This is a genomic window from Acidobacteriota bacterium, from assembly GCA_016712445.1.
Classification (GTDB): Bacteria; Pseudomonadota; Alphaproteobacteria; order Caulobacterales; family Hyphomonadaceae; genus Hyphomonas.
Genome location: JADJRB010000001.1, coordinates 918,166 through 945,154, shown reverse-complemented (window position 1 = coordinate 945,154; position 26,989 = coordinate 918,166). Strand labels below are relative to the sequence as shown.

The following is a 26,989-nucleotide window of genomic DNA, read 5'->3' as shown; positions in this document are numbered from 1 at the left end:
GCAGGGACCTGCGGAGAGGGGGCTTGTGTGGGCCTGCTTTCGCAATCGCCTGCGGTGAAATTGGGTTGTCGCAAAATTGGTCAGAGGCGGCGGCGCATGTCGTCCCAGGCATTGGCGAGCGAAGTGCGATGCGCCGGGTCTGCCACTGCGATGAGCGCCGCGGCGCGGGCGTCGAGGTCGAGGCCGCGCAGGCGGGCCGCGCCGTGCTCGGTGATCACGACATCCATGTCGGCCCGTGTGACGGTGGTGGCATCCGGTGCGAGGCGCGGCACGATACGGCTGAGCTTGCCATCGCGCGCGCTGGAGACGAGGGCAACGATGCCGGTGCCGCCCGGCGAGGCACGCGCCCCGCGCAGGAAGTCCGTGAGGCCGCCAGTGCCCGAGACCTGCCGTCCACTGATGAATTCGGCGTTCGCCTGGCCGAACAGGTCGACCTCGACGGCGGAATTGATGGCGGTGAAGCGCGGCAAGGCGGCGAGGCGGGCGACGGCGTGGGTTTCCGAAACCGGCAGGAAGCGCACGCGCGTCTCATGCGCGAGCCGGCGGTAGAGCGCCTCGGTGCCGACCGCGACGCCGGTAGCCACCTTGAGGCCGGGATCGGCGTCCAGCATGCCGATGACCGGGTCGGAGACGATGCCTGACCAGATGGCGAGGCCCTTGCGGCCGCCCAGTTCCGTCAGCACGGCCTGCTGCACGTTGCCGATTCCGAACTGCAGATGCGCGCCCTCGGGCACCAGCGCGCCGACATGCCGGGCAATTGCGGCGAAGGCGGGTGCCAGCGGCGCCGGGGCAACCTGCACGAGGGGCCGGTCTTCTTCGGCCACCAGCGCAAAGCGCGACAGCGGCACCTTCACGCTGTGCGGCACAGCCGGCATCTGCGGGTTTACCAGTGCCAGCACCGGCACGTCCGTCCGTGCAAGGATCACCGGCCCGAAGTCGGGGCTGACCCCCAGGCTGACATTGCCTTCGGCATCCGGCGGCGAGACGAGCATCAGCGCGCCGTCGAGCGGTGTGGAGGCCAGCCAGTCCCAGGAGTGCGAATAGGCCATTGGCAGGATGCGTGTGCGCCCGTCCTCGAAGGAGGGGCGCAAGGCCGGCGGCAAGAAACAGGTTTCGGCCGAAGCGTCCGGGTGGAGGCTCGCCCAGTCCGTGTGGTTGATGCCGGGCACCCATTGGCCCACGAAAGTGAGGCCGGCCGCAAGATCCGGCGCCTCGCGGAAGGCTTCGACGAAGCCGAGCGGCTCGCCGCTGCAGCCGCCGGTGTAGAGGCGTGCCCGCGCGGGCAGGCGGGCGCGGAACCGGCGCAGGGCCTCGGCGGGTGTCACGTCACTTTCCAGTCCGGCCGGCGCTTCGCGAGGAAGGCATCGACGCCTTCGGCGAAATCCGGATTTGCGAAGCCGTCGAGGAACAGCGTTTCGGCTTCGGGCGAGGTCGGCGCCATGCCGGCCTCGAAGCCGCGCATCATCCGTTTGGTGGCGCGCACCGACCATTGTGAGACGCCGGCAATTTCCTGCGCCAGGGCCCGCGCGGCGGGAAGGATCTCCGCGCCCGCGGCCACTTCATCCACGAGCCGCATCTGCAAGGCGTCGGCAGCGCTGAAGATGCGGCCGGTGAACAGCAGGCGTTTCGCCGTGCCGGGGCCGACCAGCCGTTCGAGACGCGCGATGTCGGCCGGCGGATAGACGAGGCCGAGCTTCGCCGGCGTGATGCCGAACGAGGCGGTCGAGGCGGCGATGCGAAGGTCCGCCGCGACGGCGAGACTGACGCCGCCGCCGACGCAGGCGCCTTCGATCGCCGCGATCACCGGCTTTTCGCTGGCTTCGATGGCGTCGAGGGCGCGCGCGATGGTGCGTCCGGTTTCGCGGGCGACCGCCGGCGTGCCGTAGACGACCGGGAACTCGGATATGTCGGCCCCGGCGGCAAATACGCCGCCGCCCCCGCCATGCAGCAGGATGACCTTGACGCGCGGATCGGCGTTCGCGGCCGCAATGAGTCCCGGCAGGCTGGCCCACATGGCGAGTGACAGCGCATTTCGCCCTTGCGGCTGGTCGAGGATGACTTCCGCGAGAGGCGGCAGGGTCTCCAGTCGGATGGTCTGGCTCAAATCACGCTCCGGCGTGTCAGGGGGTTGGACAAGGGACCCGTCCTCGTCATAATCTCAACACAGCGTTAACCTATGGGACTGGGGCGTTCATTGGCAATCGCATGGGGACTACCAACATGTTGAAACGTCTCACGGACCGGCGCCTGCGCCCGGTTATCCTGTCTGCCCTCGCTGCAACAGTGGTACTGGCTGGTTGCGACAAGATCACCGAGCGGATTGATCGCGCCAAGGAGGTTGCCGACGCGTCAGCGGGCCAGATCAGCGGCGAGACCGTGGTGGACCCGAGCGCGCGCAACCTCCAGACGGCCTCGGTGGCAGACCGGGCGCTGGCCGGGACCGTGATGGCCGAGTTCGTGGTCGACGAGGAAGAACGCCCCCTGTTCGCGGTCGGCTCGATCATCGCCAAGCCGAAAGACATTCCCGCCGAGGTTTCGTCCGCCGTCGATGATGTCGCCGCGGTGGACGCCGAACTCGAATATTTCGAGGACGAGTATTACGAGGAAGCAGCGCCTGATCAGGGGCTGGAATCCCTGCCCGCACCGTCAGCGCCCAGCTCCGGGGCGAGCGCCATGGAGGCGCCGGTGCGTACCGAGAAGGTATTGTCCAAGATCACGCTCGATCCGCGCGCGGTGTCGAAGACGGCCGAGGATGTCGCCCAGGTCAACAAGGATGTCGACAAGATGGCGGGCGAGGAGCCGGTCCTCGAGCGCCGCATGAAGCGGATGACGCGCGACGAGTTCAAGGCGCTGCCGGTCGAAGAGAAGGCCGAAGTGCGCAAGCTGGCGCGCCGTGCGCCGATCAACCGGGAGGCGGTCCAGAAACAGCTCGATGCCAATGGCGTCATGCTCGAGACGATGACGAAGTATGGTATCGGCGGCGAAGTCGCGCTGTCGCGGCAGGGCCAGATGGTGATCCAGATCGGCGGAGACGGCGCAAGCCCGACCCAGTTCCGCGCGGGTGCCACCAGCCCCGGCGAGTTCCTGGCGCGCGCCGATTCTGCGGAATGCCCGGACGGCATGCAGCCGGCGGAGATCGGCGACGACCTGGCGCTGGCGACGGCCTGCGTGGTGCGCGACCTGCGCGCGTCCGGCCAGTTCGAATATGTCGAGCCGGACTTCATCTTCCAGAACCAGTTCGTGCGCCGCACCAAGGACGCGCCGCCGCCGATGGGCACCGGCAAGCCGCCGGCTTCCTCCGGCTCGACGGGGTCGACGACCACGCCGCCGTCGACCCAGCCGGCGAGCTTCAATCCCGACGATCCGCTGTGGACGCTGCAATGGCATTTCCGTGACCGGGGCACTGCCGATGGCCGCACCGCTGGCGGCGCCGGGTTCGAGACGTTCTGGAACCGTCAGGGTACGGCCGGTTCGCGCAGCGTTGTGGTGGCTGTGGTCGATACCGGCCTGCAGATGAACCATCCGGACATCGCCGGTTCGCCCAACATCATGCCGGGCTGGGACATGGTCTCCGATCCGCGCATGGGTAATGACGGCGATGGCCGCGACAGCGACGCGAATGATCCGGGCGACATGTGCGACCCGACCAAGCCTTACGCCGCCGACAGCTTCCACGGCACGCACGTGGCCGGCACGGTCGGCGCCGCGGCGACCAATAACGGCTCCGGCGTCGCGGGCGGTGCCTGGAACGTGCGCATCGTTCCGGTGCGCGCGCTCGGCAAGTGCGGCGGGCGCCTGTCGGACATCAACGACGCGATCCGCTGGGCCGCCGGCATCATCCCGGCCGAAGGCCCGGACGATACCGAGGTCTGGAACGAGAACCCGGCCGATGTGATCAACCTGTCGATCGGCCTGCTTGGCGCCTGCCCGGCCTCGCTGCAGGACGCGATCGATGCCGCCACCGCAACCGGCGCCATCGTCGTCTCGGCGGCCGGCAACGCCCGGATGTCGACGAGCTTCTACGCCCCGGCGGGCTGCAGGGGTGTCGTCACCGTGGCGGCGAGCGATGCGCGCGGCCAGCTGACGCCTTATTCCAACTATGGCCCTGAAGTGATGCTGCTGGCTCCTGGCGGCGACCTGACGCGCGATGACAATGGCGACGGCAAGCCGGATGGGGTGTTGTCCACGAAGGCCGCGTCGAACTGCTACGACCCGGTCACCGGCGCCACGGTGGAGAACTGCTTCTATGCCTACGAGCAGGGCACTTCGATGGCCGCGCCGCATGTCTCGGCGGCGCTCGCCCTCCTCAAGGCGCGCACGCCGACGGCGACCCGTGACGAGCTGATCGCAACCCTGCAATCGGCGCTCGATCCGCGGCAGGCCTTGCAGTGTTCGGGTCTCTGCAGCCAATATCCCGGAACAACTGCCCTGTCCGGCAATCCCGACATGTGCGCTCGCCCATGCGGAACCGGGCTGCTCAACCTTGCCAGCATACCCGCCAAGCCGACTGGCGGAGGAGGACGCTAACATGGCTCAATCCCGCGCGCCCTTGCATCTCGGAGGACCGCTTGGCGCGATCGGGCTTGGCTGTGTCGGCGGCGCGGTCGCGCTTGCGATCGCCGCGCTGAACAATGACTCTGGCGGCAGCGAACCCTTGCCCGAGCGGCCGGGCGCGCTGTCGGTCGAGATCGAATCGCCGGCGGCGTCCGGGCCCGCCCGTGTCGAGACGTCGCCAGAATTCGCCGCGCCCCGTCCCGATCCGGAAGCACCGTTCCAGGTGGCAGAGGCAGGCGGTGGCGGTAGCGGACCGGCGGCTTCGCAGGCCCCCATCGAGCGCCCGGCGCGCGCCGAGGGCACCGAGGTACATTTTATCGTCCGCCTGAAGGGCGCCGAGGAAATCGATACCATTACCCGCAACTTCAAGCGCGATCCGGAAGCGGCGCAGGCGGCCTGGCGCGACCTGACGGCGCGCGTGCCGGCGCTGTCGGATTTCACGTTGGCAGGCGCCAGCTATTCCGGCGAGATCAAGCTCGCCTACCAGATGCCGCCCGGCGCACCGGCGACGCCTGAAGACATCCGCGCTGTACAGGACCGCCTCCTGAAGATCGAAGGCGTCTCCTATGCAGACCCCGACTATGTAGCACACCCCGGCAAGGACTGACTTGATGAACCGACCTCTTCTTCTCTCCGGCCTGCTGCTGGGCGCCCTTTCGGTTGCGGCCTGCGACCGCGTGTTCCAGCGTCCGGCAGACACCGATACAGCCAGTGTCGATATCGCAGACGTGACGGATGCCGAGCCTGCCGAGGCCGAGGCCGAACTGCCGGTGCGCGCCGAATCGACATCCGCGGGCGCAACGATTGACTGGGAAGCGGCGCGCCGCGATCTGGCATCGCGCTCGCTCGACGAGCGGGAAGGCAGCTTCCAGGTGGCCTCTGGGGGCGATGCGCCGCCGGTGCCGGTGTTCCTGCCGTCGGGCCCGGTGTCCGCGCAGGGCGGCGAGACGGCGATCCGCTTCCAGCCGACCAGCGACGGCTATTACGCGTTTTTCCCCGGTGAAGCCTATGACATCATCGTCAATGGCACGAATGTCGTGATCGCCGAGCCGGGCGCAACGGCGGCGCCGCGCGGCGATGATTACCGGTTCCAGCCCACGACAACCGGGGCACAGGTCGCCTTCTCCAAGTATGGCGCCGACTACCTGATCGAATTTGAGTGCAAGACGCTGGTCGATGACCTGCCGGCCTGCGTGACCGAGGATGAGGCTGTCGGGTTTGCCCGCAGCCTCGAGATTTCAGGAACACGCTGATGCGACACTTCCTTGCTGCGGCAGCCGGCGCGCTGCTCCTGACTTCGCTCGCGGGCTGCGACTTCGTGCGGTTTCCGGGGGATGGCGGCCCGCCGCCCCAGCCGCCGGAAGAAGCGCCCGCCACGCCGCCCGGCGCGCCCGGCCCGCCGCCGCCGGATGTCGACGATTCCGAATTCGAAACACCGGTCGAGACCACGCCCGGCGACACCACGACGCCGGACGCTGATCCGGTGGACGCGACTGACACCACTGAAAACCCGCCCGTCGATGTGCCGGTTGACCAACCCGTGCCCGATGGCGGCGATACGCCAACCGAGCCCGGCACGGAGACGCCCGTGGAAACGCCGGTCGACACGCCCGTCGATACGCCGGTGGAGGCCGAGGCGCCCGTGGTCGAACCAGTGTTCAGCTATTTCGCGCCCGGCGCACTGCTTGCCGGCTCAGGCGGCGGCTTTGCCGACCAGGTCGTGCACGCGCCCGGCATGGTCTTCCCGATCAAGTCCGCGCCTGCCTTCCTGCAATCGCAGGTATTCAGTTTCGGCGGCGGTGTCGCCGGCGGCGACCAGTGCGATGCGCGCAACTATGCCTATCCGTGGCGCGACAATTTCTGCGAAACGCGCTCAGCCAACCGCAACACGCCGTTCTGTCCGGTGGCGAAGATCCACCAGGGCCAGGATATCCGGGTCGGCACGGCGGCCGATTGCAATGCCCTGCGCAAGCAGAAGGTGGCGGACCGGGGCCTGCATGAAGTGGTCGCCGTGGAAGACGGCGTGATTTCGTCGATCGGCTCCTACACCGTGAAACTGCGCAGCGCCGGCAGCATCTACAACTACATGCACATGAACATGTCGCGCCTTGCGGTGACCGCTGGCCAGAGCGTCAAGGCGGGCGACCTGCTGGGCTATGTCTCGAACGATTTCGGCGGGTCGGCGACGACCATGCACCTGCACTTCGAGATCATGCAGAACACCGCCGAGCATGGCTGGGTGCATGTGCCGCCCTACCTGTCGCTGGTGGCGGCCTATGAACGCCGCGAGAATGGCCCGGGCGAAGAGCTCGAGCCGCAGATCGGCGTCGCTTCGGTGGACGATGTGTTCGTGATCCCGGAAGGCTACGAGATCATCGAGTAGGCGATCAGCCGGTGATCGCCTGGTCGTCGCGTTCGCCGGTGCGGATGCGCAGGATGCTTTCGAGGTCGTGCACGAAGATCTTGCCGTCGCCGATCGTGCCGGTGTTGGCCGCCTGGGTGATCGCTTCGATGAGGCGTTCGACGTCGTCGCCGGAGCAGGCGAGCTCCACCTTCACTTTCGGCAGCAGGCGCACTTCGTATTCGGCGCCGCGGTAGACTTCCGTCTTGCCCTGCTGGCGGCCGTAGCCGCGCACTTCGGTAACGGTAAGGCCGGTGGCGCCGGCTTCCGAGATGGCTTCGATCACTGCGTCGAGGCGGCTCGGTTTGAACACGGCAGTGATGAGTTTCATGGGTTCGGTCCTCGGATCAGGTGTTTGCTGCAGGTGCGAAGTTATAGGGACATTGCGGCGCGTCAATGCTCTTCGCGCCGGGAAGCCTGCGCGGGACGGGCGAGGCGCATGCGTTCAGTCACCGGCGCGGCGGCGCCGCCCCCCGGCGGAGCGTAGAGCCGTTTGACCGCTTCGATCAGCACGACCCCGCCAAGACCGGGGGCAAAGGCGCGTCCGATGACTTCCCAGCCCTCGGCGGCGGAGGTGACCAGACCCGTGCTGAGCGGCGGCATGTAGAGGGCGCTGCTGGACGCTGTGACCTGGAACAGGCCGCCCGACAAAAGGTTCGACAACTGGTTGCGGGTCCAGGGCCGGCCGAAGCCGAACGGGGTCTGCGTGGCGCGGGCCCAGAGACCGGCCCGGTTGGCGGCAGCCAGCACGATGCGGCCCTCGGGCGCCGTGACGCGCCAGATCTCGCGCAGGTAGGCGCGCGGATCGCCGGTCTCCTCCAGCCCGTGCAGCACGATCACCCGGTCGAACTGGCCGTCCGGGAAGGGCAGGCGGGCATCGCCGACCGCGACCGAGGCATTGCCGCGCTCCGAGGCGGCCCATTGCACCGGCCCGTGATCGAAGGGAATGGCGGCGACGATTCGCCCCGGCGCGCCGCCGAAGGCGTCGAGAACGGGCACGGCATAGCCGAGCCCGAGCATCGACACGCCCCTGGCATCGCCCCAGAGGTCGACCAGCTTGCCGGCCAGCACGCGCGCCGCTGCCCGGCCGAGCGGCGAGGCGTAGAAGCGTTCAAGGGTGACGGCGTCCTGACGCATGGTCCAAAGTCGGCTCTCAGATTGCAGAACGGAAAACAGGCACATGGACATCAAGATCGACATACACCAGTTTCCCTGCCTCAATGATAATTACGGCTATCTCGTCCACGAGCACCAGTCCGGCCAGACGATCGCGGTCGATACGCCGGATGCTGACCGGTATCTCGAAGAAGCCGCGCGGATGGGCTGGCAGATCAACGAGATCTGGAACACGCACTGGCATCCGGACCATGCGGGCGGCAACCTGCGCATCAAGGCGCAGACCGGCTGCCGCATCATCGGCCCGGCCGGGGAAGCGGCGAAGATTCCTGGGATCGATCTCGCCGTGAAGCAGGGCGACGTGCTCGAATTCGGGCGGGCGCGGGCAACCGTGCTGGACGTGCCCGGCCACACGCTCGGCCATGTCGCCTTCCACTTTCCGGACCAGCAGGCCGCCTTCGTCGGGGACTCGGTGTTTGCGCTCGGATGCGGGCGGGTGTTCGAGGGCACGATGGAGATGATGTGGAACAGCCTGAAGCGGATCAAGGCGCTGCCGCCGGAAACGCGACTCTACTGTGCGCATGAGTACACGGCCTCGAATGCGAGGTTCGCGGTTACCATCGAGCCTGAGAACAAGGCGCTGAAGGAATACGTGGCCTGGATCGAGAAGCGCCGGTCGGACAACCTGCCGACCGTGCCGGCCTTGCTGGAGCGCGAGCTGGCGACGAACCCGTTCCTGCGGGCCGACAAGCAGGCGATGCAGATCGCGATGGGCCATCCGGGAGACGCGGCCGCGACCTTCGGGGAGATCCGTAGCCGCAAGGACCGGTTCTGATGGGCCTCGCGCGGGCAGGCGACCTCGGTGCGAATGAAATCATCCGCCTGCTGAACATGCAGCCCCACCCGGAGGGCGGCCACTTTGCCGAAACCTTCCGCTCGGCCGGCGGCGGGCGCGCGGCGATGACCGCCATCTACTACCTGCTGCAGGCCGATGAAGTTTCCGCCTGGCACAAGGTGGACGCGGACGAAGCCTGGCTCTGGCACGCCGGCGGCCCGCTTGCGCTCACGGTGTCGCCGCCGGACGGGGACGGCGCGGCGCGCCGCGTGCTCGGGCCGGACCTGCGGGCCGGGCAGCGCCCGCAAGCGGTGGTGCCGGCGCACCACTGGCAGGCGGCCGAGACGCTGGGCCACTGGACGCTGGTTTCGTGCACGGTTGCGCCGGGCTTCGAGTTTTCCGGCTTCACAATGGCGCCCGACGGCTGGCGGCCGCGCACCGGTTAGCCGGAAATTGACGACTCCGGGTCAAGTTGCCCGGTAGTTCGGGAGCATCATGCCATGCTGGGCAGACGGCCAAGATATGACGACACGTTCGGTGTGCGGATGGACCTCGGCGCCGACCGGAAGGATCCGCTGGCGCAGCGCCCGGTGCCGCGGGTGGCGCCTCGCAGCGCCAAGTCGGCGGTGATCGTCAGCCAGCCGAAGCGGCTGATCGACTGGCTGAGGCCGGACAAGGTGGCGGTTGAGCCGGCCAAGTCGATGTGGCGCTTGCCGGCCGAGCCGGTGCGGACGACGGCGCCCGGCCCGGCGCCGACGCATTCGGCAACGCTGCGCGCCGTCGAGGACTGGGCGAAAGAACGCTGGCAGCGGATGACGCCCGGCAACCGGGTTGGCTTCGGCGCATTTATCTTCTGGGTGCTGATGGCCACTGGCCTTTTCTTGCCGGCGCTGGTCGTCGCCATCGCGTATGCGGTGATCCGCCAGTCGAAACCGGACGGCCGTTAGCCCGCGATATATTGCGCGCCGTTCACGGTCATCGTTGCGCCGTTGATGAACGCCGCTTCGTCCGAGGCGAGATAGGCGCACATCGAGGCGATCTCTCCGGCCTTGCCGAGGCGGCCGACCGGGATGGTGGCGATGATGCCATCGAGCACTTCCGGCTTCACGGCGGCCAGCATCTCGGTGTCGATATAGCCGGGGGCGACGACGTTGGAGGTGATGCCCTTCTTGGCGCCTTCATAGGCGAGCGCCTTGGTGAAACCGATCAGGCCGGCCTTGGCAGCGGAATAGTTCGCCTGCGTGAACTGGCCCTTCTGGCCGTTGATCGAGGAGATGTTGATGATGCGACCGTAGTTCCGCTCGCGCATGCCATCCCAGACCTGGCGGGTGACGTTGAAGGCGGACGTCAGGTCGACATTGATGACCTCGTTCCACTGGGCGAGGCTCATCTTGTGGAAGGGGGCGTCGCGCGTGATGCCCGCATTGTTAACCACGATGTCGATCGGGCCGACCTCGGATTCGATGGCCTTGAGGCCTTTGCCGACCGCGTCATAGTCCGCGACGTCGAACTTGAAGACCTTGATGCCGGTCGCCTTTGAGAACTCAGCTGCTGCCGCGTCATTGCCGCCGTAGTTGGCCGCCACGTTGTAGCCCTTGGCCTGCAGCGCTTCGCTGATTGCCTTGCCGATACCCCGGGTACCGCCCGTAACCAGTGCCGTCCGCGCCATGTGCCAATTCCTCCCACGTTTCTGTTAAGCGTTGCCCTTGGGTGCAACTTCAATACCGCATTGGTCAAGCCGCTCTTTTGTGCGACTATTTCGCACTAGCACAATAATTGCTTGCGCGGCACGGACCGAGTGAGCGGCGAGGCGAGGACATGGCCAAGGCAACCGGATCGGCTGGACCGATCATCATCAAGAAATACGCGAACCGGCGTCTCTATGACACGTCGACGTCTTCCTACGTGACCCTGGACCATCTGTCGGACCTCGTGCGCGAGGGGCGGGACTTTGAAGTCCGCGATGCCAAGACAGGTGACGACCTGACCCGGCAGGTCCTTACGCAGATCATTTTCGAGCAGGAAACCAAGGGGCAGGGCGCCCTGCCGCTGAATTTCCTGCGCCAGCTGATCGGCTTCTATGGCGGCGGCGCGCAGACCTTCCTGCCGGCGTTCCTCGAGATGTCGATGAACTCCTTCGCCGATGCCCAGAAGGAATGGCGCAAGGCAGCGAACCCGATGAACCTGTTCGAGGCGCAGGCGAAGCGCAACATGGCGATGTTCGAGCAGGCGATGAAGATGTTCATGCCGACCGTGTTCCAGGCCAGCCGCACCGAGCGCCAGTCGCCGATGCCGTCGAATCCGTTCCTCGAATACCAGGCCGAAGCCATGGCCGCGATGCAGGAACAGATGGAAGCGATCCAGAAGCAGCTGAGCGATCTCGCCCGCAAGGACTGAGCGCGCCGCGCCGCACAAACGAAAAAGCCGGAAGCTTGCGCTTCCGGCTTTTTGTTTGGGCGTTGGTCCTGGGCTCAGACGTCGCCGGCGACGCCGAAGTCGCGCCGCGCCGAGACGATGGTGACGATCACGCCGGCCAGCACGTCGAGCAGGGTCATCGACATCAGGATGAAGAAGGTCGACGTCGCGAAGTTCGGCATCAACAGGAACTGCACGAGGCAGATGATGAAGAGCAGCAGCGAGATGCCGTGATTGATGATCGTCGCGGTGCCCGTGCTCGTCGACTTGAGTATCTCGAGGAAAAGGAAGGTGACGGCCAGCAGGACGATGGCGTCGCCCTTGGTGAGCACCCATTCGACGCCGGAGATCATCGGCAGGCCGAGGAAGCGTTCGTTGAGCAGGCCATTGATCGGCGCCTGGACCGAGGAAATCAGCTGACCCGCCGCATTGGTGGTTTCAACCGAGCCACCGCCGACGAGGGCGATCAGGTTGTACAAGATCACTGGAATGACCAGCAGCGGGAAAATTCCGAAAATCAAGCGCATTGGCGACCCCTGTCTATGCTTGCCGTCTTCGCCCCCGCGCTTCGCGCGGTCGCGCTCCATCTTGGCGACAGCTGCGGCGGTCAGGGCAATCTTGGTGTCCCGAGAATCCACGTCTGTCCCCTGAAGTGATCGACTTCACGAGGTCGTGTTTAACGTATCGCCGCGCGGGTGGCGAGTGGATTTGCAGCGCCTGTGTTTCAGCTGTCCCGCTGCTCGAATTCGGCCTGCCCGGCCTTGTGGTGCAGCTGGAGGTTGAGAAGGATTCCCTTGGCCACCGGCAGCAGCCACATCGACAGGCCGGTGATCACCAGCGCCAGCGCCAGGATCGCAGCAACCTTGGCCGCAGCCGGCAAGGGGCTCATCGGGATGAGGAACAGGAACGGCGCGGTCAGGATCAATACCCCGAAGCCGACGAAGAAGGCTGGCCCGTCGGCCGTGTCGGCGGCCCGCATGTCGCGGCCGCAATGCGGGCAGGCGGTGTTGAGCTTCAGGTAAGAGGAAAACAGCCGGCCCTTGCCGCAGGCGCCGCAGCGCTGGCGCAGGCCGCTGAGAATGGGGGAGGGCTGGGTCATGCGAGCTAGATAAGCGCCGCGTGCCCTCGCCGCCAGCGCGGCAAAGCCCCGCGCCCCTTGACGGGGCCGGGCCCTTTGCCCACCAAGCAGCCGCGCGCATCCCGACGAAAGACTGCCCTATGCCCGACCCCGTGTTTTCCCGCCTCGCCATCATCGGTGCCGGCCTGATCGGTTCATCGATCGCACGCGGCGCGCGCGAGTATGGCGCGGCAGGCGAGATTGTCCTCTATGACGCGAACGAGGACGTGCGCGCGCGGGCCGCCGCCATCGGCCTTGGCACCGTTGCGGCCAGCCTTGAGGCCGCCGTGCGCGAGGCAGATTGCGTGATCCTGTGCGTGCCGGTAGGCGCGCTGGGCGCGGCGGCGGCCGGCGCGGTGCCCGAGATGAAGGGCGGCGCGATCCTGACGGATGTCGGCTCGGTCAAGGGCGAGGCCGCGCGCGCGTTGGCGGCGGCGGCGGATGGACGCATCCATGTCATTCCGGGCCACCCGATTGCAGGCACGGAGCAGTCCGGACCGGAGGCGGGCTTCGCGACGCTGTTCCGCGGCGCCTGGCATATCCTGACGCCGGTGGAAGGCCCGGCGCCGGGGGGCGGACGAGGCGCTGGCCCGGCTGACGTCTTTCTGGCAGGCGCTCGGTGCCAAGGTCGAGACGATGGATGCCGGCCGGCATGACCGCGTTCTGGCGATCACCTCGCACCTGCCCCACCTGATCGCGTTCAACATCGTCGCTACCGCCTTCGACATGGAAACCGTGGAGCAGGGCGAAGTCGTGAAATATTCCGCAGGCGGATTTCGCGACTTCACACGGATTGCGGCCTCCGATCCGGTGATGTGGCGCGACGTGTTCCTGAACAACCGTGAGGCGGTGCTGGAATGTCTCGGCCGGTTCTCTGAAGATCTCGCCGCCCTGCAACGCGCCATTCGCTGGGGCGACGGCGACATGCTGATGCGCGAGTTCACCCGCGCGCGGACCATCCGCAAGGCGATTATCGACGCGGGGCAGGATTCGGCCTCGGTGAACTTCGGGCGGAATGTTCCGAAGGCGGAGGAGTAGAAACATTCAAGCCCCTTCTCCCTTGGGAGAAGGGGTTGGGGATGAGGGGGAGTTACGCCCTTTCGCGTCGATACCGCTGAGAACGCAGCGCCCCCTCACCCCTGCCCCTCTCCAAAGGGAGAGGGGTGTGTCGCGTTCTTCCTCAGCGCGGTGCGCGCTTCGCCAGGATGCGTTGCAGTGTGCGGCGGTGCATGTTGAGGCGGCGCGCCGTTTCCGAGACGTTGTGGTTGCAGAGCTCATAGACGCGCTGGATGTGTTCCCAGCGCACCCGGTCTGCCGACATCGGGTTTTCCGGTGGGGCAGGGCGCTCGTCCTGCGTCGCCGTCAGCGCGCGGATGATGTCTTCCACATCGGCCGGCTTGGAGAGGTAGTCCACGGCGCCGGCCTTCACGGCGGCCACAGCGGTCGCGATGGCGCCATAGCCGGTCAGGATCACCGCGCGGGCCTCGGGGCGGGACTTCTGCAGCACTTCGACGACGTCGAGCCCGCTGCCATCTTCGAGGCGCAGGTCCAGCACGGCGAAGGCGGGCGGGTTCAGGCGGGCGATGTCTTTGCCCTCGGCGACCGTCGAGACGGCGGACACCACAAAACCACGCTGGGCGAGCGCGCGGGCGAGGCGCTGCACGAAGGGGCCGTCATCGTCCATGACGAGACAGGTCTTGTCCTCGAGGGCTTCGAGGCTTGGGTGCACATTCACGGGGGCCGGACGTTCCATGCGGCGGTTCCTAAGCGCAATTCGTTATCAAACGCAAATATAGGGCCAAACACCGCCCTAGTCCAAGCTTCGCGGGATGAGGGCGGCGAGCGGCCAGACGGCCTGCACGACCGCGCCCGTTGCAGGCGGCGTGCGGTTGCGCGAGGCGATGCGGCCGCCCGTGCGCTCGATCAGCGTCTTGGCGATGAAGAAGCCGAGGCCCATGTCGCCGCCGCCGAGGCGGGCCTCGGAACGGTCGGAGATATAGGGCTCGCCCAGCTTGGGGATGATTTCGGCCGAGAAGCCGGGGCCATCGTCAACGATGGTGATCATCACCTGGTCGCCGGTCCAGCTGGCGGTCGCTTCGACCTTGCTGGCTGCAAAGCTGACCGCGTTCTCGATGAAGGCCCCGAGCGCGTGCAGGATTTCCGGGCTGCGCTCGATCACGGGCGGGCGCGCGGCGCCGCCTTCGCCCGGGCTCGCGTGCACGATGACTGCAACGCCAAGGCCCTTCATGGGCGCGGCGGCTTCTTCGACCAGCGCGTCGAGCGGCATGCGGGCATGCACGATGTCGGCGGCATCACGCGCTTCGCGGATGGCGGAGAGGATCGACCGGCAGCGGTCGGCCTGCTCGGCGATGAGGCGGATATCCTCGGCATGCGGATCGTCGGGCGCGAGGTCGCGCACCATTTCCTTGGCGACGAGGTGGATCGTGGCGAGCGGCGTGCCGAGCTCATGCGCAGTCATCGCCGACATGGCGCCAAGGGCGGAGAGTTTCTGCTCGCGCGCCATGACGACGCTGGCCGCATCGAGCGCACGCACGAGGCGCGCCTCGTCCTGGCTGACGCGCCCGGCCGACACGGTGAAGAACACAGTGCCCACGGCGAGGGCTGCGAACTGGCCCCATTGGAACAGGATCGGCAGGTGTGTGCCGGTCTGTTCCAGCCAGGGCAGGGGCAGGCTGGCAAAGGGCATCGTCGCCGCCAGCGCGAGGGCCAGAACGGCAATGATGCTTGCGCGCACGAGGCTGAGGCTGAGCGCGGCCACCGTGACTGGGGCGAGCAGCAGCAGGAGGAAGGGGTTCGACAGGCCGCCGGTCACCGCAATCAGCGAGGCCAGCTGGATCGTGTCGAAACTGAGCTGCAGCGCAGCTTCCCAGCTTCGGGTCAGGCGCTGTGAGGGAAACGCGAAGGACAGGAAGACGTTGAGCCAGGCCGAGCCCGCGATGATCGCGAGGCATACGGCGAGCGGCAGGTGGAAGCCGAGCCCGAAATAGACCAGCAGCACCGCGCTCGTCTGGCCGGCCACCGCCAGCCAGCGCAGCGTGATGAAGGTGCGCAGGCGCGTGCGGCCGAGGGCGGACTGGGCCGAGCCGAGGCCTTCCGGCGCCAACGTGAAGATGGCATCCTCGAATCCGGACCGTGAATCGCGCGCCGCTTCTTCCATGCGCCGCTTTATGCGGCAGGCTGTCGCTTGCGCCAAGCGAAGGATTCGCGCCTTATGCCGGCATGCGCCTGACCGCCCTTGCCCTCTTCGCTGCCGCCGCGCTCTCTGCGTGTGGTCCCGCCGCCGACACGGCTGCGCCAACTTCTGGCGGCACGCAGTCCGGCTGTCTCAGCCGCGCCTATCCGGAAATCGGTGGGCCGATCTCGCTGGTCGCCAGTACCGGCGGGCGCGTCACGGAGGAAACCTTCAAGGGCCGGCCCACGCTGATCTATTTTGGCTTCACCTATTGCCCGGATGTCTGCCCCCTGACGCTGACCACCGTGGCGGCCGCCTATCGCAAGCTGCCGGAAGGCATGACGCCGCCGCAGACCCTGCTGATCAGCGTCGACCCCGGACGCGATACGCCGGAGGCCCTCGCCACATATGTCGCCAACAAGGCGTTCCCGGCAGGGCTGATCGGGCTCACCGGCACCGAAGCCGAGGTGCGCGCGGCCGCCGATGAATTCAAGGCGGATTATTCCCGCGTCGAACAGCCCGACAGCATGGCCGCCTACACGATGGACCATACGAGCCTGCTCTACCTGATGGACGAGAACTGGCAGTTGAAGACCTTCTTCACCCACCAGGACACGCCGGACACGATCGCGGCCTGTCTTCAGGAAGTGATGAAGTAGCCGCCGCTTCAGCCGGCCGGGGCGGTGCCCGGGCGCAGGTAGGCGAACATGTGCTGGACATAGTCTGCCTTGCCGAGGGCGATGCCCTTGTGGCGCAGGATCGCGTAGGCCGTCATGACATGGAAATAGAACTGCGACAGGGCCCAGTCGCGTGCGTAGATGTCGCCGTCGAGATCGAAGGCGATGCCCATTGGCAATTCCAGCGCGAGCGGCTTGCCGGCGCCGCCGTCGAGCGCATCGTCAGGCAGGCTGGCAAGGTAGGCGAGCGTCTCGTCGATACGGGCGAGCGCCTGAGCCATTGTGCCGGGCTGCTCGCCGCCATTGCGGCCTTCATCCTGCAAGGCTTCGACCTCCGCCGGAATCGTTTCGTGGCGCAGGCGGTGGCCGCCTTCGTACGCCTGCCGGCAGGCGAAGCGGATCTGGGTCGAGAGAGGGAACATGTCGGGCGCGAGCCGCGCGGACATCAGTGCATCGGCGTCTTGCGTCTGCGCTTGAGCCTTCTTCAGCCAGCCCGCCAGAGCCTGCAGCATCTGCCGGTAGGTCGGCACGAGGAGTTCTGTCAGCGTCATCCGGATTGCCTTCCTAGAATTCGTCCGCGCCGCCCGGGTTCCTCCGTCGGCGGATCAACCACATGACGCCGCGCAGGTCGGACAGCGCATCGCGCAGGCGGCCGAAATTGGTGTAGTTCGACTTGCCCTCACCGCGCGGGCGGTGGTTCACGTTTCGAAACTCGACATTGTGGCCTTCGGCCTTCATCAGCGCCGGCATGTAGCGGTGCATGTGATCGAAATAGGGCAGCATGACATAGGCAGCGCGGTCCATGACGTTGATGCCGCAGCCTGGTTCTTCGCAGTCGTCGCGCAGCATCCGCCTACGGATATTGTTGGCGAAGCGGCTGCCGAATTTCTTCCAGGCCGAATCCTTGCGGCTGGCGCGGCGGCCCATCACCATCTTCAAGCCGTGCGGCGCATCGGCCCGGGTCAGGGCGCGGTAAAGGTCCGGCAGGTCGGCGGGGTCGTTCTGGCCGTCACCGTCCAGCGTGCCGACGACCGGCGCGCGGGCAGCGAGGATGCCGGAGCGGATGGCGCGGCTCTGGCCGGCATTCGACCGGTGGCCGAGCACGCGCAGCATCGGGTACTGCGCCTTCAGGGCCATCAGTTTCGCGCGGGTGTCGTCGGTTGAGGCGTCGTCCACGAACACCATCTCGAAGGCGCGCCCGTCGAGGGCGGCGGCGATCTCGCCGACCAGGGTGGCGACATTGCCGGACTCGTTATGCACGGGCACGACAACGGAGAATTCGGCTGCGTCGGTCAAAGGCTTGATCCCTGTCTGGGCACGGCAATAAACGGCGCGTCATACCGGGCATCGACCGCAAAATCGAGGGCCTCATCGCATTTGGCGGGGGCGGGCTTCGGCCAATTATGCAAGACGCCCCGGCAAAGCTGCGCTAAATGGCCCGCCATGACCGTTCTCGACCGTATCTCGACCGGCTGGAAAGCCTGGATCATCCTCTTCCTGCTGACCTTTGGCGCTGCGGCGCCGGGCGTTTTCCTGCTGCCGGCGCTGGACCGGGACGAGAGCCGCTTCGCGCAGGCCTCCAAGGAGATGCTGGAGGAGAACAACTACATCCTGATCCAGTACCAGGACGAGCTGCGCAACAAGAAGCCGGCGGGCATCCACTGGCTGCAGGCGGCCTCGACCGCGATCTTCACCGGGCCTGAGGCGAAGCAGATCTGGACCTACCGGGTGCCGAGCTGGCTGGGCGCGGCCTTCGCGACGCTCGCCTGTTTCTGGGCGGGCATCCCCCTGATCGGTCGGCGCGCCGCTTTCCTCGGCGCCGCGATGTTCGGCGCGACGCTGCTGCTCACGTCCGAAGCGCACATCTCGAAGACGGACGGCGTGCTCGTCTTCCTCACGACGCTCGGCATCGGCGCGCTGGGCCGGCTGTATCTCGGCACGGAGAAGCCGGGGCGGATGGCCTTGCTTGTCTGGCTGACCGTCAGCGCGTCCTTCCTGATCAAGGGGCCGGTGACGATGATGGTCGTCGCCTATGCCGGTCTTGGCGCCTGGGCCTGGGACCGCGCGCGCGGCGCGCCCCGAACGAATTGGTGGCGTCCGCTCACGGACTGGAAGGGCCCGGCACTGTTCGTGGCGATGGTGCTGCCCTGGTTCCTGTGGATCCAGGCGGCGACGAACGGGCAATATATCGAAGGCGCGGTCGGCAAGGACCTGAAGGACAAGTTTACCGGCGCCTCGGAGGGGCATGGCGGCTGGCCGTTCTATCACCTGACGCACATTCCGGCCTGGTTCTTTCCGGCGACGCTGCTCGTCATCGCGGGATTTGCGGCCTCGCTTCGCAAGGTCGCCGGACCTGGAGGATTTCGCTCGGCGCCCTTCCGCCGCTACAGCCTCGCCGCGATCGGCCTCTTCGCGCTGCTGCTGGCGCTCAACTTTGTCCTGTCCCTGGTGCCGCCCTTCGCGCCGGGCAGCGTGGCTGAAACGCTCCGTTCCCTGAAATTGTTGCCGGCCTGGCCGTTCGCGTTCATCGCGCTCACCGTCTGGCTCGCCGGGCGCGCGCCGGCGACGCACACGGCGCCGCTCTCTGATGAAGACAAGGGCCTGCGCCTGATCCTCGCCTGGGGCCTGCTTACCTATGCCTTCTTCGAGCTGATGCCGACCTTGCTCAGCCACTATATCCTGCCGGCCTATCCGGCGTTCGGGCTGTTGTGCGGTTATGGCGCTGCCCGCCTGCTGGACGGTGCACGCCTGCCTGTCTCGAACGCGCTCGGCATGGTGCTCTTCGTCATCGGCGCAGGCTTGCTGCTGGCCGCCTCGTTTCCGGGCGTGACAACCTGGTTCATGGCGGAGACGGCGGGCGATTTCCGCACCGTCTCGGCGGGCGAAGTGCTCGCTTCCTGGACGCCTTACCGTGACTATCCGCTCGTTCTCTGGTGGGCGGGTTTCGTCCTTGCCGGCCTCGCGCTGGTCGAACTGGCGCGCCGGCATGTCTCCGTCGCCATCGGCCTCGCCATCCTCTCCAGTGTCGCGCTCGGCTGGCATATCCGTATCTTCATGCTGCCCTCACAGGTCTGGGTGCAGCCGACGGAAACCGCGCGGCTCGCACTGGAAGATGTATGCGGTGTGCCGGGGGAGGGCGCGCTCTGCAATGTTCCGGCCCCGGAGCGTGTGCTGGCGCTCGGCTATGCCGAGCCGTCCTACATCCTGACGCTCGGCACGCAGAATGCGCACCCGCCGGAAACGCCGCTCGACCTGCCGGCAGATGCGGCGGCCTATCCGGTCGTCTACCTCCTGAACTTCGAAGACCGCAAAGCCGACGAGCCGATCACGGAGACTGCCGCGCGCCTGCGCGCCGAAGCCGAACGCCTCGGCGCCTGCCTCACCGAAAGCCCGTCCTACTATGCGCTGAACTATTCAAATGGCGACCCGGTACATTTCCGCGCCTGGCGGTTCGACTGGGGCGGGTGTCCGTAGGCGGACTATCCCTCCAGCTCCACATCCCAGTAGAGATAGTCCATCCAGGTCTCATGCAGGTAATTCGGCGGGAATTTGCGGCCGATGCCCTGCAGTTCGTAATTGTTCGGACGGAATGGCCTGCGGCGCAGGTCCATATGGCTTTCCTTCAGCAGGCGGCTGCCCTTGGCGAGGTTGCACGGGCTGCAGGCGGTGACGATGTTTTCCCAGGTCGTGCGTCCGCCGCGCGAACGCGGCACGACATGGTCGAAGGTCAGGTTGTCATGCGCGCCGCAATAGGCGCAGGCGAAGCCGTCGCGCAGGAACACGTTGAACCGGGTGAAGGCGGGCGGGCGGTCCTGGCGCACGAAATCGCGCAGCGCGATGACCGAGGGAAGGCGCATCTCGAAGCTCGGGCTGCGCACGACATGGTCATACTCGGCAACGATATCCACGCGGTCGAGGAAAACGGCTTTCACCACTTCCTGCCAGGGCCAGAGCGAGAGCGGATAATAGGAAAGGGGCCGGAAATCCGCATTCAGCACGAGCGCCGGACGGCCGTTCGGGGGAGTTGCAACGATCTCAGGCATGCGGGCCTCCCGCACGGGCTGAGCGCTGTGTATCGTCGAACGTGCTACAGAAGACGGCTGCTCCTTCGCTGTCTGGAACGCTGTTTAGGCGATTCCCTTCATAAGATTATGACAGCCGGACTTGAACGCAAGAGGGCCTGTCAGCCGCCTGCCGGGGCTGCGGCGCGGGCCCGGTCCATGTGCAGCCAGGCCCAGAGCAGGTGCGTTGCCACACCCCGACAGGGCCGCCACAGCTCCGCGTGGCGCGTGAAGGCCTTTGATTCCATGCGGGTTTCATAGGCGCTGAGCTTGTGGTGCGCCGCCATCAGGCCGACATCGCCAGCCGGGAATGCATCCATCGCGCCGGCCGCGTAGAGCAGGAACAGCTCCGCCGTCCACGGCCCGATCCCGCGCACCGACAGCAGTTCCGCCCGGGCCTGATCAAGCGGGGCGGCGAGGACGCGGGCGAGGTCGAGCTGCCCGCTGCTGATGGCGCTGGCGATCGAATAGAGGTGCGCCACTTTCGGGCGCGACATGCCGCAGAGGCGGATCGCTTCGGGATCGGCGGCCAGCATAGCCTCGGCGGTCACCTCGCCGAGATGGTCTTCGACGCGCGCCCAAATCGCGGCGGCTGCGCTGAGCGAGATCTGCTGGTGCGAGATCATGTTGCCGAGCAGGGCGTAGCTCGGCGCACGGGCGCGCCACAGCGGCACCCCCACGGTTTCATAGGCTTGAGCGAGGGCCGGATCGACCCGGGCCAGATCCTCGCAGGCGCGCTTGAGGGCGCGCCGCGGCGGGGCGGTCACTTCACGCCTCGCTGCGCCTGGATTTCCCGGCCCTCGGCAATCAGGCGGTTGGAGGCGGTTTCAAGGTCGTGCTCGAGGCGCGCCATCAGCGTCTTGCGATCAAGGCCGCCGGGGATCGCGGGCAGGAATTCGTAGACGATCTTGCCGGGCCGCCGCCGCGCGCCCTTGGCAGGCCAGCAGAGGCCGGCATTGGTGGCCACCGGCAGGATCGGCACCGAGAGGGCCTTGTTGAGCGCGGAGATGCCTGCCGGCTGGTAGTCGGGCGGGTCGTCCGGCGCGCGGCGTGTGCCTTCCGGGAAAATCACGATTGTGCGCCCGTCGGCGGCCCGCTTTTTTCCGGCAGCGATGATGCGTTTCAGGGTTTTCGACGAGCCTTCGCGGTCGATCGGGATCATGCCCGTGCTCATCGCGTACCAGCCGAGGAAGGGCGTCCAGATCAGCTCTTCCTTCAGGATGTGGCAGGAGTCGCGCACCGTGATGAACGGGACGAAGACGTCCATCATGCAATGATGCTTGCCGGCATAGATGGCGGGGCCCGGCACGATGTGCTCGCGCCCACGTATTTCCATGTCGATGCCGCAGATCAGTTTCAGTCCGGCCCGCACGATCTGGGCGTAGAGGCCGATCGCGCGCTGCGTGACCACGCGCGGGAACACGATCGTCGGGATGTAGAGCACCCCGCAGATCGCCATCCAGCCATAGAGCCAGGCCAGGAACAGGTAGGATCGCACCATTTGCATCGCGCCGAGGGCTGTAGCGTCTTGTCGCGGCGGCGTCACTACATGACGGACTTGAGCGAGCGCATGACCGTGATGCTGGCCGCAATCCGGGCAGCGAGGCCCGCGATGACGGGCGTGACCACCAGCACGGCAAGATCCCAAAAGTCGAGGCTCAGCTGCGGCAGCAGACCCGTGCGCTCGGCGCCGGAGCGGCCGGCGGCGATCAGTACCGCGACACTGGCGAGCGCGACCAGCGCCCCGACCGTGCCCGCCCGCAGGCCCAGCAGCCAGAAGCGGCGCTCGAACAGCCCGGCGATGAACCGGTCGCGCGCGCCCGCGATATGCAGCACGTCGACGATGTCCCGCCGGGCCAGCAGGGCCGCATGGGTGGCGAACGCGATCACGGCAACGGCGGTCGCCGACAAGAGCGCGACGATCGACAGGGCGACAAGGCGAGAGACCGAGAGCATCCGGCGCACGTCACCTGCCCATTCGGCGTGCGCGTCGACGGCGGCCTGGTAGCCGGCCTCGTGCAGCGTTTTGCTGAGGCGGGGGCCGAGGTCATCGGCATCTGCTTCGCCGGTCACCGCGATCAGGCGCGGCACGGGCAGGTCAGCGGGCAGGCCGCTCTGGCCGAAGTTCGGCTCGAGCAGCGCGTTGATCTCGGCATCGCTGAAGGCACGGGCTTCGCGCACGCCTTCGACCTGCGACAGCAGGCGGGCGGCGGCATCGGCCGCGGTCGCATCGGCGCCCGAGAGCGAGACAGTGAACTCGCCTTCCACTTCGGCGGTCCAGGCGCGGGCCGCGCCATAGGTGGATTTTGCCGAGAGGGCGGCGAGCGCGGCGAGGAAGCAGAGCGCGCCGACAACGAAGAACAGCGCCGCCTCGCGGGCGTCTTCCAGCGGCAGGAGGGAGCTTTCACGCGCTTTCATGGCATCGCCTTCAGCGGATCGGTGCGCCGGCGGGCGGCCGGTATCTTCTCGCCGCTTTCCTGCACCAGCAGGCCGTCCGCCAGCCGGTAGACGGGTGCATCAATTTGACGGATCAGGCCAAGGTCGTGTGTGGCGATCACGACGGTGGTGCCGAGGCGCTTGTTGAGTTCGAAAAACAGCCGCATCAGGCGCGCCGCCATGTCGGGATCGACGTTGCCGGTCGGCTCGTCTGCGATCAGAAGGTTCGGCTGGGTGACGACGGCGCGGGCGATCGCCACGCGCTGCTGCTCGCCGCCGGACAGGGTCTCGGGGCGCTTGTTCAGCCGCTCGCCGAGCCCCACCCAGGCCAGCAATTCCTCCACATCGCGCCGGTACTGCGACTCCTTGCGGCCCATCACGCGCAGGGGCAGGGCGACGTTCTCATAGGCCGTCAGGTGGCCGAGCAGGCGGAATTCCTGGAAAACCACGCCCACTCGGCGCCGTAGGGCCGAGAGTTGGTCGCGCGGAAGGCGGGAGGTCGGGCGGCCGAACAGCGAAACTTCGCCCCGGCTGGGCGGCTGTGCCAGGTAAAGCAGCTTCAGCAGGCTTGACTTGCCCGCTCCTGAGGCGCCGGTCAGGAAGCTGAAGCTGCCGGGTTTCAGGACCAGATCAATCCCGCTAAGGATTTCCTCGGACGAATCGTAGCGAAGGGACACGCCATCCAGGCGGACGGCGGCTTCTTCGAACATGTCCGGGCGGAGCTGGGTCATGGGGAAAAGTCCGGGGTCCAGGGTTGGTCGAGCGGGGCGAACAGAATGATCCTTACCTGTCCTTCGTGCAGCACCCATTATTTCGCCGATGACTCAACAATCGGTGAAAGCGGGCGCACGGTGAAATGCGCAGCCTGCGGGCATTCCTGGTTCGTGCAGCCGAAATCGGTCGCCGACGAGAAGCCGGCGGCGCCTGCGCACGAGGTCTACCGCGAGCGCCTGCGCGAACAGCGCCGCGAGAAAAGCCGGTTCGCTGCCGTGTTTTCCTGGCTGTTCACCGGCAGCCTGTTCGTGGCTGCGACGATCGCCGCCTTCGTTTTCCGCAACGACGTCGTGAAGGTCTGGCCGCAATCGGCCGCAGCCTACAAGATGGCCGGCCTTGAAGTGAACCGTTTCGGCATGGATTTCGCCGACATCGAGCGCGCCCGGACGTTCAACGACACGATCCCGATCGTCACGGTCACCGGCCGCGCCGTCAATGTCGCCAATACGGCAGTCGAGACACCCGGCGTGCGGGTCGACCTGCGCGACGAGGCGGGCAAGGTTGTCGCCACCCGCTACAGCTTCGTAACTCCGCGCGATCTCGAGCCCGGCGCGTCCGGCCAGTTCGGCGTGGTGGTCGAGCCTGCCCCGGTCGAGAGTTTCGAGATTGTCGTCAGTTTCGTCGAGCGCTCCGCCGTTCCGAATGAGCCGCCTACGGAGGAATTGCCGCCTCTGCAGGAAGAAACACTGCCAGATGCCGAGGATCCGCTCTGACCATGAATGCACCCACCCCGCACGTTCCGATGCCCAAGATCGATGTCGTCCTGTCCGAAGCGGACCTGATGGCCCGCGTCGACGACCTCGCCGAGCGCCTTGCGCCGCGCCTTGCCGGCGACTGGACGGCGGTGTCGATCCTGATCGGGGCAACGCCCTTCACCACCGACCTGATGAAAGCGCTCGCCCGGCGCGACGTGCACCCGGTGCTCGATGTGCTGTGGCTGGAAAGCTACCGCGATGCGCGCGAGAGCTCGGGCCGCGTCGTGGTGCGAGCAGATGTCTCGCGGCCTGTCGAAGGGCGCGGCATGCTGCTGATCGACGATGTGTTCGACACCGGCCGCACGCTTGATTTCGCCAAGCAGCACCTGATCGCCAAGGGCGCGCGCGAAGTGCTCACCGTGGCGCTGACGCAGAAGCCTTGGGCGCCGCGCGGCGCCGAAGGCGTGGACTTCTGCGCCTTCGATGCGCCGGGCCGCTTCCTCGTCGGCTATGGCATGGACGATGCCGGTCTCTACCGAGGCCTGCCCTATATCGGTGCGCTGGACTGAACGGCGGGCCGCCTATTCCTCGATCTTCAGCAACGCATCGCCAAGTCCGGACACATAAACCGGGCCACCGCCCGGCGTGTGGATCACGCCGGTCACGAGGCCCGGCAATGGCGCCCAGACATCCGGCGCCATCAGTTCGGCGCGCGGCTCGCCCGCTTCGCCGCGCCGAACATATTCAGCGGCGACTGCAGCGCCCGTTTCGGTCTGTGCCGAAAAGGCGACCCGGGTTTCCCCCGTGTCCGGATTGATCTCGAGCACCTGATTGGCCATCGGCGACGCAACCCAGAGTGCACCATCAGCCGCCTGCTCGACATTGTCGGGCGACAGGACGGTTGCCAGCAGCGCCCGGTCAGTCAGCGCGCCGGTGCCAAGGTCAACCGTGTAGCTGAGCACGTTTCCTGCCACTGTTTCGGCGATGAAGAGTTTGCCGCGCGTCTCGTCGATCGCAAAGCCGTTGGCGAATTGCAGGCCGGTCAGCATTTCCTGCGGCGCGCCCAGCGGTTGGCCGTCGGGCGTGGGTGCAATCCGGAACAGTTTGCCGTCAGGCAGGGGCGTATCCAGGGCTGCGAAGAGGCGCGCGTTGGATCCGGGCGGTGCATTCTCGGTCGACTGGGTGAACCACAACGCCCCCGTGGAATCGCGGTGCGCGTAGTTGATGCCGAAGGGATGCTGATAGATCTTCGTGGTCGTGCCCGTTTGCGTGTCGGTGCGCCAGAGGCTGCCCGTGAACACGTCAGCAGTCAGCAGGTGGCGTCCATCCGGTTCGAAGGACACGCCGTTCGGGCCGGAGGGATTGTCCGGCGGCGAATGGGTGAAGCCTGCGGCGGCGAAACTGCCGTACGGGCTGACCGAGCCGTCCGGTGCGATGGCGGTCAGTCCATTGACCTGGTCCACCACAACCACTGTGCCATCGGCAAGCACCACGCCGGATTCCGGACGCACAAGGGTGCGACCGGCCGGGAAGATGACGCCGTCCTCGAAGGTCCAGGTCGCTTTTTCAGTTGCCGCGGGCGCCGTTTCCTCAACCGGTACGGAAGTGTCGGCGGGTGCGGACGAAGGCGCGCAGGCCGATAGCCCGAGCGCGGCGGTGGCCAAAAGTAGATTCCTGCACATCGAGACGTCTCCCCTCACAATCCTGCGCTGCGACTCCGGCGCGGCTCAGCGGACGTTAACACGCATGTGAGGACGATGACAGCGCGCCATTCGGGCTCAGGCGAGGGCGTACCAGATACAGGCTGCGGCCGTGGCCAGGAGGACGATCAGGGAAAGCAGCGTGCCGATCAGGCGGCCGACGCCTGCGCCGGCGAGGCCGCCAAGGCCGACCGCGTGCAGGATCCGCGCGAGCAGGAACGTGCTGCCGAGACTGTGGATCAGGATGACCGGCGCGCCGAGCAGCGCGAGGCCGACAAGGCCGAAGAGGACAACCGGCACATCTTCCACCGCGTTGCCCTGAACCCGGATGGCGCGCTGCATGGAGTCGTCGCCGCCGTCGCCGAGATTGATCTTTTTCGACGAGCGCACACGCCCGACATTCATCTTCAGGATCAACATCAACAGGCCGAACAGACCGATGTAGAGCGTCGTGGCAGCAACAGGCGTCATGGAAATTCCCTTCCGATTCGGCGAAACACTACAGCGCTTCGCGGCGCGGTCACGCAGTTTCGCGTGTCCAAAAAAATGCCCCGCAGCGGAGGGAACGCTGCGGGGCCAACACTCGGAAGGACAGGGGTATTCAGGGGCTCAGTTCAGGGTGTTCACCTCCTTGGCGACACGCTGGTCGCCGACCCAGCTCCACTCGAGCGATACCTTCTCGCCGGCCTTCAGGCCGGATGCGGGCGCGTTCGCGGGCAGCACGAAGGTGCGCCCGTCGTCGAGCGTGACGGCGTTGGCCTTGGTATCGACCGAATGGATGACGCCGCGCAGTTTCGCATAGTGGGCGCCGGCCTGGCTTGCCGCGGGATGGGAAGCAGGGTGGCCCGGCGAGGCGGCTGCAATCGGGGCAAGCGTCATCATCGCGGCAAGCGCCGCAGGGAGCATGTATTTTCGCATGGGAGGTCCAAACCTTGTCCTGCGCCGGGGGCTGTCCGGCGCGTCTTGAAACCGTCAGGCTTGTCGGGTCGCGGAGGTCCGTTCGGGGTCCGCCGGC

At 67.0% G+C, this 26,989-nt stretch carries 31 protein-coding genes and 1 pseudogene; 13 read left to right on the top strand and 19 right to left on the bottom strand.

The annotated features are described in order from the left end of the window. Window positions 1-80: 80 nt before the first annotated feature. Entirely contained in the window at window positions 81-1,325 is a 1,245-nt protein-coding gene (locus IPK75_04860; protein MBK8197680.1) for a hypothetical protein, read from the bottom strand. Continuing rightward, on the bottom strand, window positions 1,322-2,104 hold the full coding sequence (locus IPK75_04855) for an enoyl-CoA hydratase/isomerase family protein (GenBank protein MBK8197679.1): 783 nt from the start codon (window positions 2,102-2,104) through the stop codon (window positions 1,322-1,324). The genes IPK75_04860 and IPK75_04855 overlap by 4 nt, the downstream gene beginning before the upstream one ends. 341 nt (window positions 2,105-2,445) lie before the next feature. On the opposite strand from IPK75_04855, the gene IPK75_04850 reads away from it, so the two are divergent. The 4 genes from IPK75_04850 to IPK75_04835 are packed head-to-tail and all read left to right on the top strand — an operon-like array spanning window position 2,446 to window position 6,937. Further along, complete coding sequence (locus IPK75_04850) at window positions 2,446-4,527, top strand: S8 family peptidase (protein MBK8197678.1); 2,082 nt, start codon at window positions 2,446-2,448, stop codon at window positions 4,525-4,527. A 1-nt stretch (window position 4,528) separates the two neighbouring features. After that, entirely contained in the window at window positions 4,529-5,161 is a 633-nt protein-coding gene (locus tag IPK75_04845) for a hypothetical protein (GenBank protein ID MBK8197677.1), read from the top strand. 4 nt (window positions 5,162-5,165) lie between these two features. Next, window positions 5,166-5,807: a hypothetical protein gene (locus IPK75_04840; GenBank protein ID MBK8197676.1), complete on the top strand. Its 642-nt coding sequence runs from the start codon at window positions 5,166-5,168 to the stop codon at window positions 5,805-5,807. After that, entirely contained in the window at window positions 5,807-6,937 is a 1,131-nt protein-coding gene (locus tag IPK75_04835) for a peptidoglycan DD-metalloendopeptidase family protein (GenBank protein MBK8197675.1), read from the top strand. Before IPK75_04840 ends, IPK75_04835 begins: the two co-directional genes overlap by 1 nt. 4 nt (window positions 6,938-6,941) lie before the next feature. On the opposite strand, the gene IPK75_04830 is transcribed toward IPK75_04835, so the two are convergent. Both IPK75_04830 and IPK75_04825 read right to left on the bottom strand, forming a co-directional pair. Beyond that, a complete protein-coding gene (locus tag IPK75_04830) occupies window positions 6,942-7,286 on the bottom strand; it encodes a P-II family nitrogen regulator (GenBank protein MBK8197674.1) in 345 nt (114 codons plus the stop codon). A gap of 62 nt (window positions 7,287-7,348) precedes the next feature. Continuing rightward, window positions 7,349-8,092: a class I SAM-dependent methyltransferase gene (locus IPK75_04825; protein MBK8197673.1), complete on the bottom strand. Its 744-nt coding sequence runs from the start codon at window positions 8,090-8,092 to the stop codon at window positions 7,349-7,351. 43 nt (window positions 8,093-8,135) lie between these two features. On the opposite strand from IPK75_04825, the gene gloB reads away from it, so the two are divergent. Genes gloB through IPK75_04810 form a run of 3 tightly spaced genes read left to right on the top strand, consistent with a single transcriptional unit; the run spans window position 8,136 to window position 9,853 of the window. Then, window positions 8,136-8,906 carry a hydroxyacylglutathione hydrolase gene (gene gloB, locus IPK75_04820; protein MBK8197672.1) on the top strand — a complete coding sequence of 257 codons (771 nt, stop codon included), beginning with the start codon at window positions 8,136-8,138 and terminating at the stop codon, window positions 8,904-8,906. Beyond that, window positions 8,906-9,352 (top strand): cupin domain-containing protein, encoded by a 447-nt coding sequence (locus IPK75_04815; protein MBK8197671.1) that lies wholly within the window; start codon window positions 8,906-8,908, stop codon window positions 9,350-9,352. The genes gloB and IPK75_04815 overlap by 1 nt, the downstream gene beginning before the upstream one ends. Before the next feature lie 54 nt (window positions 9,353-9,406). Beyond that, window positions 9,407-9,853 (top strand): hypothetical protein, encoded by a 447-nt coding sequence (locus IPK75_04810; protein MBK8197670.1) that lies wholly within the window; start codon window positions 9,407-9,409, stop codon window positions 9,851-9,853. On the opposite strand, the gene phbB is transcribed toward IPK75_04810, so the two are convergent. Further along, on the bottom strand, window positions 9,850-10,575 hold the full coding sequence (gene phbB / locus IPK75_04805) for an acetoacetyl-CoA reductase (protein ID MBK8197669.1): 726 nt from the start codon (window positions 10,573-10,575) through the stop codon (window positions 9,850-9,852). The two genes, IPK75_04810 and phbB, sit on opposite strands and share 4 nt — an antisense overlap. A 149-nt stretch (window positions 10,576-10,724) precedes the next feature. Between phbB and phaR the strand changes: the two genes are divergently transcribed. Further along, window positions 10,725-11,303, top strand: coding sequence for a polyhydroxyalkanoate synthesis repressor PhaR (gene phaR, locus IPK75_04800; protein MBK8197668.1), 579 nt, complete (start codon window positions 10,725-10,727; stop codon window positions 11,301-11,303). A 74-nt stretch (window positions 11,304-11,377) separates the two neighbouring features. On the opposite strand, the gene IPK75_04795 is transcribed toward phaR, so the two are convergent. Further along, complete coding sequence (locus IPK75_04795) at window positions 11,378-11,848, bottom strand: hypothetical protein (GenBank protein MBK8197667.1); 471 nt, start codon at window positions 11,846-11,848, stop codon at window positions 11,378-11,380. 197 nt (window positions 11,849-12,045) lie between these two features. Beyond that, on the bottom strand, window positions 12,046-12,420 hold the full coding sequence (locus IPK75_04790; protein MBK8197666.1) for a DUF983 domain-containing protein: 375 nt from the start codon (window positions 12,418-12,420) through the stop codon (window positions 12,046-12,048). A 119-nt stretch (window positions 12,421-12,539) separates the two neighbouring features. Between IPK75_04790 and IPK75_04785 the strand changes: the two are divergent. Beyond that, window positions 12,540-13,476, top strand: a pseudogene (locus IPK75_04785) (prephenate/arogenate dehydrogenase family protein). A 142-nt stretch (window positions 13,477-13,618) separates the two neighbouring features. Here the strand turns inward: IPK75_04785 and IPK75_04780 are convergent. Both IPK75_04780 and IPK75_04775 read right to left on the bottom strand, forming a co-directional pair. Continuing rightward, window positions 13,619-14,191 (bottom strand): ActR/PrrA/RegA family redox response regulator transcription factor, encoded by a 573-nt coding sequence (locus IPK75_04780; GenBank protein ID MBK8197665.1) that lies wholly within the window; start codon window positions 14,189-14,191, stop codon window positions 13,619-13,621. Between the two features lie 57 nt (window positions 14,192-14,248). Then, window positions 14,249-15,616: an ActS/PrrB/RegB family redox-sensitive histidine kinase gene (locus IPK75_04775; protein ID MBK8197664.1), complete on the bottom strand. Its 1,368-nt coding sequence runs from the start codon at window positions 15,614-15,616 to the stop codon at window positions 14,249-14,251. A 62-nt stretch (window positions 15,617-15,678) separates the two neighbouring features. On the opposite strand from IPK75_04775, the gene IPK75_04770 reads away from it, so the two are divergent. Further along, window positions 15,679-16,290 (top strand): SCO family protein, encoded by a 612-nt coding sequence (locus IPK75_04770; protein MBK8197663.1) that lies wholly within the window; start codon window positions 15,679-15,681, stop codon window positions 16,288-16,290. Window positions 16,291-16,298: 8 nt separating this feature from the next. Here the strand turns inward: IPK75_04770 and IPK75_04765 are convergent, their stop codons facing one another. Next, entirely contained in the window at window positions 16,299-16,859 is a 561-nt protein-coding gene (locus tag IPK75_04765) for a DUF1993 domain-containing protein (protein ID MBK8197662.1), read from the bottom strand. 13 nt (window positions 16,860-16,872) lie between these two features. Then, the gene (locus tag IPK75_04760; protein ID MBK8197661.1) at window positions 16,873-17,604 is read right to left on the bottom strand and encodes a glycosyltransferase family 2 protein; all 732 of its coding nucleotides are present in this window, start codon (window positions 17,602-17,604) and stop codon (window positions 16,873-16,875) included. Between the two features lie 147 nt (window positions 17,605-17,751). Between IPK75_04760 and IPK75_04755 the strand changes: the two genes are divergently transcribed. Then, window positions 17,752-19,782, top strand: a complete 2,031-nt coding sequence (locus IPK75_04755; protein ID MBK8197660.1) for a glycosyltransferase family 39 protein — start codon at window positions 17,752-17,754, stop codon at window positions 19,780-19,782. Between the two features lie 5 nt (window positions 19,783-19,787). On the opposite strand, the gene IPK75_04750 is transcribed toward IPK75_04755, so the two are convergent. The 5 genes from IPK75_04750 to ftsE form a co-directional block, all read right to left on the bottom strand. After that, window positions 19,788-20,351: an HNH endonuclease gene (locus tag IPK75_04750; GenBank protein MBK8197659.1), complete on the bottom strand. Its 564-nt coding sequence runs from the start codon at window positions 20,349-20,351 to the stop codon at window positions 19,788-19,790. Window positions 20,352-20,491: 140 nt separating this feature from the next. After that, complete coding sequence (locus IPK75_04745) at window positions 20,492-21,136, bottom strand: DNA-3-methyladenine glycosylase 2 family protein (protein MBK8197658.1); 645 nt, start codon at window positions 21,134-21,136, stop codon at window positions 20,492-20,494. After that, a complete protein-coding gene (locus tag IPK75_04740; protein ID MBK8197657.1) occupies window positions 21,133-21,876 on the bottom strand; it encodes a 1-acyl-sn-glycerol-3-phosphate acyltransferase in 744 nt (247 codons plus the stop codon). Before IPK75_04740 ends, IPK75_04745 begins: the two co-directional genes overlap by 4 nt. A 38-nt stretch (window positions 21,877-21,914) precedes the next feature. Next, the gene (locus IPK75_04735; protein MBK8197656.1) at window positions 21,915-22,787 is read right to left on the bottom strand and encodes a cell division protein FtsX; all 873 of its coding nucleotides are present in this window, start codon (window positions 22,785-22,787) and stop codon (window positions 21,915-21,917) included. Continuing rightward, on the bottom strand, window positions 22,784-23,536 hold the full coding sequence (ftsE, locus tag IPK75_04730) for a cell division ATP-binding protein FtsE (protein MBK8197655.1): 753 nt from the start codon (window positions 23,534-23,536) through the stop codon (window positions 22,784-22,786). Before ftsE ends, IPK75_04735 begins: the two co-directional genes overlap by 4 nt. 45 nt (window positions 23,537-23,581) lie before the next feature. Between ftsE and IPK75_04725 the strand changes: the two genes are divergently transcribed. Continuing rightward, window positions 23,582-24,292 (top strand): zinc-ribbon domain-containing protein, encoded by a 711-nt coding sequence (locus IPK75_04725; GenBank protein ID MBK8197654.1) that lies wholly within the window; start codon window positions 23,582-23,584, stop codon window positions 24,290-24,292. Between the two features lie 29 nt (window positions 24,293-24,321). Beyond that, window positions 24,322-24,843: a hypoxanthine phosphoribosyltransferase gene (locus tag IPK75_04720; GenBank protein MBK8197653.1), complete on the top strand. Its 522-nt coding sequence runs from the start codon at window positions 24,322-24,324 to the stop codon at window positions 24,841-24,843. 12 nt (window positions 24,844-24,855) lie between these two features. Here the strand turns inward: IPK75_04720 and IPK75_04715 are convergent, their stop codons facing one another. The 3 genes from IPK75_04715 to IPK75_04705 all read right to left on the bottom strand — a co-directional run bounded on the left by IPK75_04715 (window position 24,856) and on the right by IPK75_04705 (window position 26,892). Then, a complete protein-coding gene (locus IPK75_04715) occupies window positions 24,856-25,938 on the bottom strand; it encodes an SMP-30/gluconolactonase/LRE family protein (protein ID MBK8197652.1) in 1,083 nt (360 codons plus the stop codon). Between the two features lie 114 nt (window positions 25,939-26,052). Next, window positions 26,053-26,445 carry an MAPEG family protein gene (locus IPK75_04710; GenBank protein MBK8197651.1) on the bottom strand — a complete coding sequence of 131 codons (393 nt, stop codon included), beginning with the start codon at window positions 26,443-26,445 and terminating at the stop codon, window positions 26,053-26,055. 138 nt (window positions 26,446-26,583) lie between these two features. Next, a complete protein-coding gene (locus tag IPK75_04705; GenBank protein MBK8197650.1) occupies window positions 26,584-26,892 on the bottom strand; it encodes a DUF1344 domain-containing protein in 309 nt (102 codons plus the stop codon). Between the last annotated feature and the right edge of the window lie 97 nt (window positions 26,893-26,989).